We start from the raw sequence: 14292 nt of genomic DNA, 5'->3' as shown, positions 1-14292 counted from the left end.
GAGGGATATCTATGTTAACAAGCCTGAAAAAAGAGTTTTGGTTTATCGTTGGGTCACAACATTTATATGGTGATGAAGCACTGAAAAAAGTAAAAGCAGATGCACAGAAGATGACGGATGCTTTAAATGAGAGCGGTTTACTTCCTTATCCAGTGATCTTGCAGGAACTGGCTGTCAGTGCCGATCAAATCACAAAGCTTATGAAAGAGGTCAATTATCGCGATGAAGTTGTCGGTGTGATGACGTGGATGCATACATTTTCTCCAGCAAAAATGTGGATACGCGGCACCAGTCTTTTGCAAAAGCCTCTTTTGCATCTTGTTACACAATATTATGAAAAGATTCCGTGGGACACGATCGACATGGACTATATGAATCTCCATCAATCCGCGCATGGAGACAGAGAATATGGCTATATCAATGCACGTTTAAATAAACAAAACCAAATTGTGACCGGTCATTGGTCTAAGCCGGAAGTGCAGCAGCAAATTGCTGATTGGATGGACGTTGCGGCAGCCTATCATGAGAGCTTTCACATCAAAGTAGCCCGGTTTGGTGACAACATGCGGCATGTGGCTGTGACAGAAGGCGATAAAATCGAAGCGCAGATTCAATTAGGATGGACCGTTGACTACTTTGGAATAGGCGATCTCGTCGAATATGTAAATGCAGTAGAAGACGAAGAGGTAGATGCATTATTTGCTGAGTATTTAACGCAATATGATGTGAATTATGGAACGTATTCAGTTGAAGAGTGGGAAAAAAGTGTCAAGGTGCAGGCGCGATATGAGATCGCCATCAAACGTTTCTTAGATGAAGGCGGCTATCATGCCTTTACAACAAACTTTGAAGACTTACATGGGATGAAGCAGCTGCCTGGACTTGCGGTACAGCGGCTGATGGCAAAGGGATACGGCTTTGCGGGGGAAGGTGATTGGAAAACGGCCGCACTGGACCGCTTATTAAAGGTGATGAGTCATCATCAATCCACTGGATTTATGGAGGACTACACGTATGAAATGACGTCTGGACAGGAAGCGGTGCTGCAATCTCATATGCTGGAAGTAGATCCAGCGCTCGCTCATACAAAACCTGTCATTGTCGTGTCTCCACTTGGGATCGGAAACCGGGAAGATCCAGCACGTCTTGTGTTTGATGGAAAAGCAGGCGAGGGTGTCGTTGTCTCTATAGCGGATTTTGGAACACATTTCAAATGGCTCATACAAGAAGTCGAAGCCTTTGAGCCAGAGGAAGCAGCACCTCATTTACCAGTTGCGCGTGTATTGTGGAAAATCAAACCGAATTTTCAGGATGGCGTCAAAGCATGGATTAAAGAAGGCGGAGGCCACCATACAGTCGTGTCTCTCAATTTAACGGTTGATCAAATTGTTCATTTTGCAAAGCTAGTCAATGCAGAATATGTGGTTTTATAGAAGGGGGAAAGGTCTTCTGCTGGTTACAGTAGAAGCACTGGGTGAAATGAAAGCGGTTAATTAAGTGAGGGGGTCATCCACTTGGAGAAAAAAGTGTCAAGCAAATTTATCTTCTTTTTCGGGTCCTTTGCAGGCATCTTATTTGGATATGATATTGGTATTATTGCAGGGGCGGAAGGACATATTCAGGAAGAATTTCAGCTCAGCCCATTATGGCTTGGAATCGTTGTCTCTTCATTAATGGGCGGGGCCATCATTGGTTCCATCTTAAGCGGTCTCTTAGGGGATAAATTTGGCCGCAGAAAACTCATTTTGGTCTCATCCGTGATCTTTTTTATCGGGGCGATCGGATCAGCTGTCGCACCAGAAGAGATTTCACTCACCATCGCTCGAATCTTTTTAGGGACAGCAGTAGGAACAGCCTCATCATTGGTTCCGGCTTACATGTCTGAAATCGCTCCTGCTAAAATCCGCGGGAAATTATCTGGACTCAATCAGCTCATGATTGTAACTGGACTCTTGCTCAGCTATATTGTCGCGTTTGTGTTTGAACCCATCCCAGACAGCTGGCGCTGGATGCTGGGAAGTGCCGCTTTATTTGCGATCGTGCTTTATATTGGCATGCTGAAGCTTCCTGAATCACCGAGATATTTGATTAAACACGGAATGGCTCATAAAGCACGAGAGGTATTAGGATCACTGCGTTCTTCCCGTGAAGAAATCGAATCAGAAATGCAGGAAATTTTAGAAGTCGCCAAAGAAGAACGCTCGGGGATTCGTGAATTGTTTCAAAAGAAATTCAGAATGGCTCTTTTCATTGGGGTTGGAATGGCAACCCTTCAGCAAATTCAAGGCGCGAACTCCATTGTCTATTATGCAACGAGTATCGCTCGGAATGTAGGGCTTGCACCTCAAGTTGCCGCAGGTTTTACAGTCATTGTCGGTGTTATTTTTGTCGTCACGACCGTGATCTTTTTACAATTTGTTGACCGCTTCGACCGCCGAACGATTCTCACCGTAGGAGGATCGGGCATGGCTCTTTCTTTCTTTGCTCCCGCCGCATTAGGGGCACTTGGCGTTAGTGAAGGAATTTTAAACTGGGTAACATTGATTTCACTTTGCTGCTTTATTTTGTGCTATGCCTTCTCGTGGGCACCGATCACCTGGATCATCATCGGCGAAATCTTCCCGCTTTCTGTCAGAGGTATTGGAGCAGGTATCTCTTCTGCCTTTAACTGGACCGGATCGTTAGCAGTTGGACTCGTTTTCCCTATTCTGGCTGATCAATTCAGCTTTGGGGTCATTTTCTCCTCATTCGGAGTCATCTGCTTAATCGGGCTGTTATTTACCCGTTTTGTGCTAGTCGAGACAAAGGGAAGAAGCTTAGAGCAAATCGAAACCGATATGGCAGCACGTGTATAAATAAAGAAAACCATCTATCCCATGTGGGTAGATGGTTTTTTTACTCAAGCGTCTGTTTGAGCTCATTTGGCAGTAAATCAATCAATTGATCATAGGAAGACAAATCCAGCACTTCAAGCAGCGCGTAATATTTCGCATAGATTTCACTCAGTTGATCAGGATGGTTTGTTTGATATTGATTCAGATGTAATTGAGTTAGTTCAAGTGCAATGTCTAGCTTGTTTCGTTCGAATGGCTGTGTCGTGTTGATCATATCGTTCACCTCTTATTTGATAATGAGTGGAAAAAATGCATTGAATAAAAAGAGCTGATATTTTGTTTTCATGAATGTTCTTTCTTCTTAATGTACCATTTGTATAATATGTTAAAATTGCCCTTTTGTAAAGAAAGACAAAACTAGATAGAGAGTGGATTTTTTAAAAAATAGACATGCATCTAATCACGAAAGGTGCCTCTGACATACGATAGAGTGTAAGTGAAAGACAACTTGAAGGGGTGTTAAGATGAGCCGAAATCGATTAGATGATTTCTTCTTTGGACCTCGCAGAGGAAACCAAGGAGGAGACGAAACGGTTGTTTTCCCCACACGTCAAATTGTCAACACAAGAACGAATGAACAAACGATCAGAAAAATTCACCCAACGCATATCACAAACGTCAATAAAAACATCAAAAGAATCGAAAACTACTATCCGGTCACTGAATCGACTCACAACGAGTGTATTGTAGAAGAATACGATTGCGGCAGTGATATCAAAAACCCTTGCTGCCGTCCGGTGAAGCGCTGTAAGTGGTAATGAAGGGGGCATCCTTTTATGGGATGCCTTTTTATATTTAGGAATAAAATTTTGATCCAAAGTTCTTTTCAAGATAAAATTAGAAGTATCCATCATTCTTTTGGAGGCGATTTTCTGAATATTCGATTGTTAACACCAGATGATGCTGAAGAATATGCAGCACTCAGACTAGAAGCACTGCAATTAAATCCAGAGGGCTTTGCGATGAGCTATGAGGAAGAGCCAATCAATATAGAGGATAAATATAAAGCGCGTTTTGCTTCGGCGAAATCTATGTGGACATTTGGCGCCTTTCATCAAGGACATCTTGTGGGAACAGTCACGCTTATCCAAGAAACCTTGCAGAAATTAAAACACCGAGCGAATCTGACAGCGATGTATGTAACACCTAGTGCCCGCGGAGAAGGAACAGGCCAGGCCTTGATGACAAAAGTTCTTTCCTTTGCGCGAGAACGGCAGGATATCGAGCAAATGTATTTATCAGTGGTGACAACTAATCACTCAGCCAAGCGCCTCTATCGCTCCGCTGGATTTGAGTCGTACGCTGTCGAAGAAAAAGCGCTAAAATGGACTGATACATATGCGGATGAGGAAAAAATGGTTTTATTTTTATCATAGTCTGGAGGAGATAGAAGTGGATCAACAGGCCATGCGTATCATATTAGCAGCAGGACCCAATAGTGAGCTGGAATCTTTTGCCCTGCGTGCAGCACTTGAAAACTTCGGCGTGAAAGTCGATATGCATTGGATTGGAAGACCGAATGATCTGATTCATGTGTTATCTGGTAGAGTTAGAGGAGAAATAGATTACCTTCTTTTATCGTTTCATGGTGAAGAAGGAGCATTTATCATGCCTGAATTAGGGGAAGATGTTTACGAAGATGAGGAGCCTAGAGATACTGCCTTTGGAGCGGATGAAATCAAGCGGTATGCCTCTTTAGAAGGGGTTCATGTCATCTCTACAGGCTGTACACTAGGAGAGAAAAATTTAGCAGATGCTTTTTTAGAGGCAGGGGCTACATCTTATTCGGCGCCGGATGATTACATCGATGGGAATGCAGCATTTATCTTTGTACTGACCATGCTGTACGAGCTCATGAACAATACAAAGACAGTCAGAGCGGCATTTGATCGAGCGCGTTCCATTGATGAAGAAACGAAATTATTTCAATTATATATGCAAAAGTAATCAAAGGACTGAGAAATCAAGTCCTTTTTTTATTCCTCTCCAAAATGTGTCGGAAATGTGACAAATGTGTGATTTGCAAACTAAAAAGGGGGCATGCAAAGTCTATCCTACAAACACACGTCATTCAGGCATGACGGCATCACGAGAGGAGAATCATTGTGTCAATTAAATGGAAAGTCAGTCTCGTCCTATGCGGACTTGCGATGATCATCGGAATCGCTGCGTTTTATCATAATCAGCAGGCAAGCGGGACAGAGAAGAAGAAGGTAGAACCAGATGCGAGCTATAAAGAAGTTGAAATTGTGACCCTCGTGAATGACGGGAGATACTTGAGATATGCTGTGAACTATCCTGTGTTTCATCAAAAAAAGCTAGATCAAGAGATGAAAAGATTTGCAGAAACAGCGCTGGACAAATTCAAAACATCGTTTAGTGAAGCAAGCGATGTCGATGAAGATCATCGATACGAATTAAACATAGATTACGAGATTACTCATTATGCCAAACAAACTGCTGCGATCAAATTCAATACATATGAATGGAAAGGCGGAGTAAAAGGCGCACATGAAACGAAGATATTCAATTTCGATTTCAAGAAACAGCAGTTTTTATCAATAGATGATCTATTTTTATCAAAGAAAAAAAGTCTGCGAAAACTGTCTCAAATGACATTTGAGGAGTTAAAAAAAGATCGCTCTCTTGCTGCAAACGAGCATTTGCTCAAACAAGGAACGTCTCCTGAGGCAGAGCATTATCAGTATTTTGCCATCAAAGATCGTTTTATTGAATTCTATTTTCCAGCAGGGCAAATTGCACCAGACAATAAAGGCCCTCAAGTGCTGGCGATTAAGAAAACACTGCTTAAAGGAATGTTAAAGCCAGAATACATCAATAAAGAAAAAAACAAAAACGAGAAAAAAGAACCGATCGCAAAAAGAAAGATCGTAAAACTGCCAAAACAGGGAGTATTCAACCCAAATCAAAAAGCCATTGCCCTTACATTTGATGATGGACCAAATCCATCAACAACTTCAAAAATCTTAACAGCTTTAAAAGAAAACAAAGGACACGCGACATTTTTTGTATTAGGAAGCAGGGTTCAATATTATCCCGATATGCTAGGTGAAATCAGAAAAGGTGGAAATGAAATCGGAAATCATTCCTATAACCACCCTTTACTCACAAGACTGCCATTAAAACAAGCCATCAAACAAGTAGAAGATACGCAGCAAATCATTGAAAAAGCAGGCGGGTTCACACCGACTCACTTTAGACCGCCATATGGTGGAACAAACGGACAGATCAACTCGGCTGTCAACATGAAAGTTACGCTTTGGGATGTAGATCCCGAAGATTGGAAATATCGCAACAGCCAATACGTTGCCAACTACATTCTTACACATGCGTCTAGCGGAGAAACCGTCTTAATGCACGACATCTATGACACCTCTGCCAACGCGGCTGTCACGATCATCAAGGAATTGACCAAACAAGGATATCAATTACTAACAGTCTCGGAGCTTGAGCAGTGGAAGGAAGCACGGGCGAAAAAGGTGAATTGAATACGTAAAAGATGCGAGTCTTAATGGATTCGCATCTTTTTTAAAGCCAATTATGAGAATGAAGGGAAAATATGTTAAAGTGATTGTAGAAAGGGAGGGCTTCGAATGGTGTTGATGAGGTTGATCAGCATATATATGCTGACAGCGTTTAGTTTGGGATTTGTCGTAAACTATGTACCTGGTTTGATGCTACCCATCTATATTCTTGCGATGATTGGGCTCATTTTATGTCTCGGTCATATTGCATTTCATTATATTCGGCGAATCAGAAATATGTTATTTGATGAGTAAGGGGAAGATTTCTCCTATAGCAAAAACCTCCTGCTAGATGCGAGAGGTTTTATTTTTTCGGTTTTTACTGTTCTAACAGTCGGATGATTTTCTCGTTGGACGCTTTGATTTGTCTCAAAAGAGAAACGATATTTCCTGTAAATCCCACGAGCCCAACCAGTATAATAAGAATGTATAAAATGAACAGTTCGTGTCATATATCCGGCAATTGATGTGAATGTAGAATGTTGAGGGGGATTTATTTGAAACGAGTAGACGTGGTTTCAGCTATTATTTATGATGAGGAAGAAAATCTATTAACAGTCAAGAATGTAAAGGGATATTGGGAACTTCCGGGCGGTGCTGTGGAAAAAGGTGAACACCTGCAGCAGGCTGTCATCCGTGAAGTAAAAGAAGAGACAGGGTATGTTGTCAAAGTAAATGAACTGCATTCGGTTCGAGAAGCATTCTTTCAAGATAAAAAGCATCATGCGCTGATCATTACGTTCTTTGCGGAAATAACCGGGGGAGAGATGAACATTCTAGATCCGGATCAGGATATTGAAGAAGTAAAATGGGTCAGCACTCAAACCTTTCAAAAGCTAAACCCAAAGCTATATCACATGCTAAAATTAAACCAACAAACACAAGCCTTTTATGATTTTGAGGGGAATAGAACAATTGGTTAAATCCAAATTGATATAGGCATGAAGGAGCGATATTGATGTTTTTATACTACGGGCCTACAGGAGCTCCGATAGAAAAACCTGGAGAAGAATTCATGAAAAGAATCTTCTTTCAGGAGGGTGAAGAGTATTGGAAACAAGGTAACGGGGAATCTTCCATTGAGATAGAGGAAGATGGGGAAAGTGAAAGTCTAGTTTTCTTTTATACTGAACCGTATGGATTCTTTATCATCAGATATCCAGATTTTTTAGTCCCTTTTCAAAAGGTAGAAAAGATCGAAACGATCGAGCATTTGATCGCTGGATCACCATTGTATGTGCCATCATGCAGCTATGTTGATCGTAATCAGGCGTATGAAATCGTTCAACATTTTGTGACGACAAAAAAGGTACCGGACTCTGTTGAATGGGTCGAGTTGAGGAATATTGATTATCAGTAAGATATGAGAAGCTAAGGGAGCAAGATAAAGTGTGTACATATGAAAGAATACATAGTTTAGATGAGAGTATGCATTTACATGTAGGATATTATGAGCAAGGTTTTGATTATGAAGGCGTGTTTTTTAAGAGTTTAGAAACAGGAAGATGGTTATTATTTTTTGATCAAAAAAGTTACGGGATAACGCTTTTAAAAGAATATGAGAAGTGGAAGGATCTTGGGTTATTGATTGGAGAATATTTGATTGAAGATGAACTGATTGAAGAGGAAGGCCATAAGCTTTTTGAGCGTTTTCTAAAAGAGAATAGCATAGTTGAAATGTAAAACATCACCAGATGATAGGGTGGTGTTTTTATTTCATTTAAAATAGAGTGCTGAATCTAAGTATCGAGAAAAGCAATATTTTATTTAAAAATTCAAAAAATAGATAGACAAACGCTTTCAAGAATTGTATAGTGATCTCATAAACCACTTGTCATACAAGTGAACAAGTAACTAAGAATTCAAGCTATAACTTAAAAAATAATCGAGGTGATCGGAATGAAAGACAGAAGTGTGGCAGAACTCAAAGCAAAAGCCATCGAGCTTAGAAAAACGGCGATAACGATGATTTACGAAGCGCAATCGGGTCATCCAGGAGGTTCCTTATCAGCTGCTGATATCATTACCGCCCTTTATTTTAAAGAAATGAATATCAATCCCCAAAAACCAAATTGGGAAGATCGAGATCGCTTTGTTTTATCGAAAGGACATGTGGCACCTATTCAATATGCAGCTCTAGCTATAAAAGGTTATGTCTCTTTTGAAAACGTATACAAATTACGGCAGTACGGTTCACCTTTTCAAGGTCACCCTGATATGAAGAAATGTCCGGGAATTGATATCTCCACAGGCTCATTAGGTCAAGGACTTTCTTGCGGCGTTGGTATGGCACTTGCAGGCAAAAGGGATGAAAAAGATTACCGGGTATTTGTCATGGTGGGAGATGGAGAATGTCAGGAAGGGCAAATATGGGAAGCCGTCCAAACCGCAGTGAAATATCGCTTGGATAACTTAATTGTGTTTGTAGACAATAACCGCCTGCAAATTGATGGCTTCTGCGAAGAAATTATGCCGCTTCAAGACATCGAAAAGAAGTTTGAAGTATTCGGATTTGAAACAAAACGAATTGACGGACACTCAATGGAAGACATTGTAGAAACACTGAATGAAGTAACAAAAACGAAAAATGGAAAGCCAAAATGTATTGTTGCCGATACCATTAAGGGCAAAGGCGTTTCTTATATGGAAGATATCTGTTCATGGCACGGTGTTGCGCCAAATGAAGAAGAATATGAGCAGGCATTAGAGGAACTAGCAGGAGGTTTAAAATCATGAGTCAAACTGAAAAAGCAGTAACTAAGAAAAAAGCGACACGTGAAGCTTTCGGTGATGAAATAGTTACATTAGGAAAAGAGAATCAACAAATTTATGTCATAGATATTGATATCGGAAAGTCATGCAAAACAGGAGAATTTATAAAGCAGCTTCCTAATCAGCATGTGAACGTCGGAATTGCTGAACAAAATGGTGCCGGCCTGGCAGCTGGTCTTGCAACAACTGGCAAAATCCCATTTATCAGCACCTATGCAGTTTTCGGCTCGCTGCGTATGGCAGAACAAATTCGGCAAGAAGTATGTTATCCCAATTTGAATGTAAAGATCGCCTGCTCCCACGGTGGATTAACACCAGGAAATGATGGGGGGAGTCATCAAGCGATAGAAGATATGGGCGTTTTAAGATCATTTCCCAATATGACAGTGATCATGGGAGCTGACTACTACTCAACAAGAAAATTGATCAAACAGGCAGCAGAAACATATGGCCCGATGTATTTGCGTTTCACCCGAGATGCTGTGCCGATGATATATGATGAAAATGAAGAATTTATCATCGGCAAAGCAAAGAAAGTAAAGTCTGGTAAAGATATCGCAATTATAGCGAATGGAGATACAGTACATCTTGCCTTAGAAGCAGTCAAGGAATTAGAAAAACAAGGTATTTATGCAACCCTCTTAGATATGCATACGATCAAGCCTTTAGATCGAGAAGCTGTCATGGAGTGTCTGAATATTGGACCTATTATTACTATAGAGGATCACAATATTCTAAACGGATTAGGCAGTGCTGTATGTGAGATAGTGGCAGAGGAAGGCCGGGGGAGAGTCAAACGAATCGGTGTGCAAGATCGTTTTGGAGAATCCGCACCTTATGAAAAGCTTTTGGAGATCAATGGCATTACCATCGAAAATATAATCAAAACAGCTAAAGAAATGCTGAACAATTTCATAGGAAAGTAGGAATTAGCCATGTTTACCCTAAAAAATCAAGTTGCGATCGTAACAGGCAGCGGTTCTGAAAAGGGAATTGGGAGAACCATCGCATTCACTCTAGCCGAGCAGGGCGCTTCAGTCGTTGTAGCAGATATCAATCAAGAGGGAATTCAGTGTACTGTAGAAGCGATTAAAAATGCCGGTGGTAAAGCAATCGGTATAGAAGTAAATGTCACAAATAAAGAATCGATTGACCAGATGGTGAAAGAAACACTTGTGTCATTCGGCAGAATTGACATATTAGTGAATAACGCAGGTATTTCTCAAAAAGTAACAGTTCAGGACATGACACTAGAGGATATGACAAGAATATTCAGTGTGAATATGTTCGGTTTGTTCTTGTGTACACAAGCAGTTCTAGAAACGATGAAAAAACAAAGATATGGCCGTATTATCAACCTGTCTTCTGTATCAGCCAAAAGAGGAGGCGGTGTATTTGGCGGTGCGCATTACTCTGCTTCCAAAGCCGCCGTCCTAGGCTTTTCCAAAAACCTTGCCCGTGAAGTAGGAAAGGATGGAATCACTGTCAATTGTGTAGCTCCAGGTCTAGTGAATACTGATATCTGGAAGTCGCTTTCTAATGGCGAAGCAAAAAAGGTGATTGACAGTATACCGATTGGCCGCCCAGGTGAAACGAAAGAAATTGCGGCTGCTATTGCGTTCCTAGCGGCGAAAGAAGCCTCCTATATCACAGGGGAAGAGATAGATATTAATGGTGGTTCGCATATGGACTAGTGATATGAATGGAGTTGGGCATAGACTATGCCTCACTCTTTTCTATCAGTTGCATATTTGTAAGCGCTTTATAACGTGAGAGCTCACAAGTATAGTCAGACAAAGCTATGTTAAGGGGGAATCAGCTTGAATCAACAAGCATTGGAGAGATCTACGACTCGTAAGGTTACACTTCGACTAATCCCGTTTTTGTCATTATGTTTTGTTATCGCCATTTTAGATCGTGTGAACATCGGATTTGCTGCTCTGCAAATGAATGAAGATTTAGGATTTTCAAATGCTGTATTTGGACTCGGGGCGGGAATTTTCTTTTTAGGTTATTTTTTACTAGAGGTTCCGGGCAGTGCGATTATGTCGAAGATAGGTGCTAGAAAATGGATCAGCAGAATTATGGTGACTTGGGCAATTATTGCGATTTTAATGGCTTTTGTACAAGAACCATGGCAGTTCTACACGGCGCGTTTCTTATTAGGCGCAGCAGAGGCCAGTTTTTATCCATGTATGGTGTTTTATTTGAGCGGTTTCTATCAAACAAAACACCACGCCAAAGCCATCGCTGGATTTATGCTGGCAATCCCAGGGGCAAATGCAGTTGGCGCTCCGCTCTCAACCTTCCTCTTAGGGGTGAATTGGCTGGATATGTCCGGCTGGCAGTGGTTATTTATTTTAGAAGCCATCCCAGCTCTTATTCTTGGTGTCATTGCCTTTTTTTATCTAGATGACAAAATTGAAGAAGTAAAGTGGTTGAATAATGATGAGAAAGAGTGGCTTATTCATGTCACAACAAAAGAAAGACTTGAAAAGGAACAAGTCAAGCGGTATACTTTCGCCCAAGCTTTAAAAGATCGAGATGTACTCATTTTATCGGCAGGCTATTTCTGCTGGATGGTTGGGTTTTACGGTATTAACATGTTCTTACCGACGATCTCAAAGGGGTTATCTGACACAATTTCTTTGAGTACTCAAGGGATGGGGTGGCTTTTGGGTCTTATGTACACCTTTGCCATTTTGGTCATGGTGCTAGTTGGGAATCATTCTGACAAGAAAAATGAAAGACGCTGGCATGTATCTGCCTGTTTAACTGTTAGTGCGATTGCTATGATCATAAGTAGTTTTATTGCTAGCACAAGTGTGATCTTGTCATTTGTATTTTTAACAATCGCATTGTGTGGAGCTTTTGGCGCTTATTCTCCATTTTGGGCAATCCCCCCATCTTTTTTAACAGGCGCAGCAGCGGGTGGGGCCATCGCATTGATTAATAGTATTGGAAATCTTGGTGGATTTTTTGGACCTTATATAGTCGGATATATTAAAGATGTAACAGGTTCTTTTCACATAAGTATGATTTTCTTAGGTATCAGCATGATATTTGCTTCTCTTATTATTGTACTCTTAGTGAAACAGTCAGGAAAAGCACTGGTCGTCAAAGCAAACAACAAATCCAGCATCGAAGAGTCCATTTCATTCACAAAGAACAATGGTAAAAGTGTTTAAGCGAAAAACAATATCAAAACGAAGGAGCTGATATGAGGATGGAAAAGAAATCAAATGTGCCGCAAAACACGATTGTGTGCAAAGAATGTGAGGAAATGATTGATACAGCTCATGGATGTGAAGGTGTTAAGGTTTTATACGGAATATGCGAAAAATGCTTAGAATCAAAAAAACGTTGAAATGAAAAACAAAGGCGCATAACTCACAAGTTCGACTTGCGGTTAGACGCCTTTATTTGTTTTAAAAGAACTTTTTTTAAAAATGTGTATATGCGGAGAGATTAGCTTTTCCAGTAGCGATCATATAAATTTTGCATATGGTCAGTCATCCGTGTTACGGCTTCTGATGCGTTCCGCTCTTCTAGTGCTTTTATAATCATTTTGTGCTCTTGAAAGTTGATCTCTCGATAATCTGAACGAGTAACAGTCCGATCACGAATAAATCTCCACATTTCCTGTTGTTTCATAGCATTCGTAATAGAAGACATAAAGGTAACAAATAAATCGTTATGTGACGCTCTTGCAATGCCCATATGTAGTTGTTCGTCGGTTTCAGGAACATATACACCCGACCGTGTTTCTTCTTCCATTTTTTTTATCGTCTGTTTAAGCTCCTCAATCTCTTGATCGGTCGCTCTCAAAGCGGCAAAATGGATAATTAAAGGTTCAATGTGCATTCGGGCTTCCACAATATCTTCAGGAGATGCTGATTTCATAGAAAGAGTCCCTTCAGTGGTGATGGTCGTATTTTTAACGAACACACCTTCTCCTTGACGGGAGTAAATGACACCATTCATTTCTAATGCACTGAGAGCTTGCCTGACCGGTGCACGGCTGACGCCAAATTGTTCACATAGTTCTCTTTCAGAAGGAAGTTTATCTCCTACTTTAAAAGAGCCTAACTGTATTTCTGAAAGGATTTGATTATAAATCTGTATATATAATTTTTTATTAGAAACAGGATTGAATTTCATAAAAATCACTCCTTTCAATAGGTATTGTTATTTGTCATACAAGTATATTAATTATATACTTTTCAGATTTGAAGGGCAAAATAAAAACAGACCTTATGAGGGCCTGTTTTTATTGAAAAGTAGTCCTCTATGAAGTTTTTCGCTCACTTCCCTTTCTCCCGTTTCCGTTTTTCCTTCTCCGCCCGGTAAAACTCATGAAACATCTTCATCAGCGCGCGCTTTTCAATCCTTGACACATAGCTCCGCGATATCCCGAGCTCTTTGGCTATTTCCCGCTGCGTTTTTTCTTTCTTTAAATCAAGGCCGAACCGGCCGACGATCACTTCTTTTTCTCGGCCGTCGAGAATGTCGATATACTCCTTTACTTTTTCAAGCTCCATGTTGAGCTGAATGGTATCGATCACATCTTCATTTTCGGATTTTAAGACATCAATTAATGAAATTTCGTTGCCTTCTTTATCCTGACCGATTGGGTCATGCAAGGAGACGTCTTTTTTCGTTTTTTTGAGCGCGCGTAAGTGCATGAGAATTTCATTTTCAATACACCGCGCCGCATACGTTGCCAGCTTTGTTCCTTTTCCAGAGGAATAGCTTTCGATGGCTTTAATGAGTCCGATCGTCCCGATGGAGATGAGGTCTTCAGCGTCTTCCCCGGTATTTTCAAATTTCTTTACAATATGGGCGACGAGCCGAAGGTTATGTTCAATCAGCATGTTTCTTGCGTGTTCATCGCCCTGTGCCATGAGGGCTAAGTATTTTTTTTCATCATCTCCCGAAAGGGGCTGTGGAAAGGCATTGTTTTTGACATAGGACACTAAAAACACCAATTCTTTGACCATCAATCCCATCGCTGTAAATACTCCTGCCACGATTTTCACCTCCACCTTGTTTAGGCCGCTGCCTATATCCTCAAATGTATG

The 14292-nt window shown here is 40.8% G+C and carries 18 protein-coding genes; 15 read left to right on the top strand and 3 right to left on the bottom strand.

Translation table 11 applies throughout. The annotated features are described in order from the left end of the window. The first annotated feature begins 11 nt into the window (after positions 1-11). Together araA and MHB67_RS11955 are read left to right on the top strand one after the other, a co-directional pair. Positions 12-1433, top strand: coding sequence for an L-arabinose isomerase (gene araA / locus MHB67_RS11960; protein ID WP_103131919.1), 1422 nt, complete (start codon positions 12-14; stop codon positions 1431-1433). An 81-nt stretch (positions 1434-1514) separates the two neighbouring features. Continuing rightward, entirely contained in the window at positions 1515-2855 is a 1341-nt protein-coding gene (locus MHB67_RS11955; RefSeq protein WP_106025008.1) for a sugar porter family MFS transporter, read from the top strand. A 40-nt stretch (positions 2856-2895) separates the two neighbouring features. Here MHB67_RS11955 and MHB67_RS11950 read toward each other — a convergent pair whose 3' ends face one another. Then, positions 2896-3108: a hypothetical protein gene (locus MHB67_RS11950; RefSeq protein ID WP_024427922.1), complete on the bottom strand. Its 213-nt coding sequence runs from the start codon at positions 3106-3108 to the stop codon at positions 2896-2898. A 250-nt stretch (positions 3109-3358) separates the two neighbouring features. Between MHB67_RS11950 and MHB67_RS11945 the strand changes: the two genes are divergently transcribed. The 13 genes from MHB67_RS11945 to MHB67_RS11885 all read left to right on the top strand — a co-directional run bounded on the left by MHB67_RS11945 (position 3359) and on the right by MHB67_RS11885 (position 12578). Continuing rightward, a complete protein-coding gene (locus MHB67_RS11945; RefSeq protein WP_065214609.1) occupies positions 3359-3652 on the top strand; it encodes a spore coat protein in 294 nt (97 codons plus the stop codon). 51 nt (positions 3653-3703) lie between these two features. Beyond that, positions 3704-4270 carry a GNAT family N-acetyltransferase gene (locus tag MHB67_RS11940; RefSeq protein WP_342492529.1) on the top strand — a complete coding sequence of 189 codons (567 nt, stop codon included), beginning with the start codon at positions 3704-3706 and terminating at the stop codon, positions 4268-4270. Positions 4271-4286: 16 nt separating this feature from the next. After that, a complete protein-coding gene (locus MHB67_RS11935) occupies positions 4287-4841 on the top strand; it encodes a delta-aminolevulinic acid dehydratase (protein ID WP_270127719.1) in 555 nt (184 codons plus the stop codon). 158 nt (positions 4842-4999) lie between these two features. Then, the gene (locus tag MHB67_RS11930; protein ID WP_342492528.1) at positions 5000-6403 is read left to right on the top strand and encodes a polysaccharide deacetylase family protein; all 1404 of its coding nucleotides are present in this window, start codon (positions 5000-5002) and stop codon (positions 6401-6403) included. Between the two features lie 105 nt (positions 6404-6508). Further along, entirely contained in the window at positions 6509-6694 is a 186-nt protein-coding gene (locus MHB67_RS11925; RefSeq protein WP_122631115.1) for a hypothetical protein, read from the top strand. Positions 6695-6936: 242 nt separating this feature from the next. Continuing rightward, positions 6937-7362, top strand: coding sequence for an NUDIX hydrolase (locus MHB67_RS11920; RefSeq protein WP_122631114.1), 426 nt, complete (start codon positions 6937-6939; stop codon positions 7360-7362). 35 nt (positions 7363-7397) lie between these two features. Beyond that, the gene (locus MHB67_RS11915) at positions 7398-7799 is read left to right on the top strand and encodes a hypothetical protein (RefSeq protein WP_034667561.1); all 402 of its coding nucleotides are present in this window, start codon (positions 7398-7400) and stop codon (positions 7797-7799) included. Between the two features lie 29 nt (positions 7800-7828). Next, the gene (locus tag MHB67_RS11910; protein WP_025092863.1) at positions 7829-8122 is read left to right on the top strand and encodes a DUF3986 family protein; all 294 of its coding nucleotides are present in this window, start codon (positions 7829-7831) and stop codon (positions 8120-8122) included. 216 nt (positions 8123-8338) lie between these two features. After that, a complete protein-coding gene (locus MHB67_RS11905; RefSeq protein WP_234107237.1) occupies positions 8339-9175 on the top strand; it encodes a transketolase in 837 nt (278 codons plus the stop codon). Then, complete coding sequence (locus tag MHB67_RS11900) at positions 9172-10137, top strand: transketolase C-terminal domain-containing protein (RefSeq protein ID WP_024423057.1); 966 nt, start codon at positions 9172-9174, stop codon at positions 10135-10137. Before MHB67_RS11905 ends, MHB67_RS11900 begins: the two co-directional genes overlap by 4 nt. 9 nt (positions 10138-10146) lie before the next feature. Further along, complete coding sequence (locus tag MHB67_RS11895) at positions 10147-10905, top strand: 3-oxoacyl-ACP reductase family protein (protein WP_044332162.1); 759 nt, start codon at positions 10147-10149, stop codon at positions 10903-10905. Between the two features lie 126 nt (positions 10906-11031). Further along, complete coding sequence (locus MHB67_RS11890; RefSeq protein ID WP_234107236.1) at positions 11032-12399, top strand: MFS transporter; 1368 nt, start codon at positions 11032-11034, stop codon at positions 12397-12399. Between the two features lie 38 nt (positions 12400-12437). Beyond that, a complete protein-coding gene (locus tag MHB67_RS11885) occupies positions 12438-12578 on the top strand; it encodes a GapA-binding peptide SR1P (protein WP_117590472.1) in 141 nt (46 codons plus the stop codon). Positions 12579-12679: 101 nt separating this feature from the next. Here MHB67_RS11885 and MHB67_RS11880 read toward each other — a convergent pair whose 3' ends face one another. Continuing rightward, positions 12680-13381 (bottom strand): FadR/GntR family transcriptional regulator, encoded by a 702-nt coding sequence (locus MHB67_RS11880; protein WP_024423055.1) that lies wholly within the window; start codon positions 13379-13381, stop codon positions 12680-12682. 134 nt (positions 13382-13515) lie between these two features. Continuing rightward, positions 13516-14244: an RNA polymerase sporulation sigma factor SigK gene (gene sigK, locus MHB67_RS11875; protein WP_034738387.1), complete on the bottom strand. Its 729-nt coding sequence runs from the start codon at positions 14242-14244 to the stop codon at positions 13516-13518. Between the last annotated feature and the right edge of the window lie 48 nt (positions 14245-14292).

It is taken from the genome of Bacillus sp. FSL H8-0516, from assembly GCF_038635285.1.
In the GTDB taxonomy this organism is placed as follows: Bacteria; Bacillota; Bacilli; order Bacillales; family Bacillaceae; genus Bacillus; species Bacillus safensis.
Note: the sequence above shows the minus strand (reverse complement) of the source record. Positions and strands in the feature narration are given on the sequence as shown.

Excerpts from the sequence above, each read along its gene's own strand:
- araA (WP_103131919.1), top strand. The coding sequence starts at position 12 with ATGTTAACAAGCCTGAAAAAAGAGTTTTGGTTTATCGTTGGGTCACAA.
- MHB67_RS11950 (WP_024427922.1), bottom strand. The coding sequence starts at position 3,108 with ATGATCAACACGACACAGCCATTCGAACGAAACAAGCTAGACATTGCA.
- MHB67_RS11945 (WP_065214609.1), top strand. The coding sequence starts at position 3,359 with ATGAGCCGAAATCGATTAGATGATTTCTTCTTTGGACCTCGCAGAGGA.
- MHB67_RS11925 (WP_122631115.1), top strand. The coding sequence starts at position 6,509 with ATGGTGTTGATGAGGTTGATCAGCATATATATGCTGACAGCGTTTAGT.
- MHB67_RS11915 (WP_034667561.1), top strand. The coding sequence starts at position 7,398 with ATGTTTTTATACTACGGGCCTACAGGAGCTCCGATAGAAAAACCTGGA.
- MHB67_RS11905 (WP_234107237.1), top strand. The coding sequence starts at position 8,339 with ATGAAAGACAGAAGTGTGGCAGAACTCAAAGCAAAAGCCATCGAGCTT.
- MHB67_RS11900 (WP_024423057.1), top strand. The coding sequence starts at position 9,172 with ATGAGTCAAACTGAAAAAGCAGTAACTAAGAAAAAAGCGACACGTGAA.
- MHB67_RS11895 (WP_044332162.1), top strand. The coding sequence starts at position 10,147 with ATGTTTACCCTAAAAAATCAAGTTGCGATCGTAACAGGCAGCGGTTCT.
- MHB67_RS11885 (WP_117590472.1), top strand. The coding sequence starts at position 12,438 with ATGGAAAAGAAATCAAATGTGCCGCAAAACACGATTGTGTGCAAAGAA.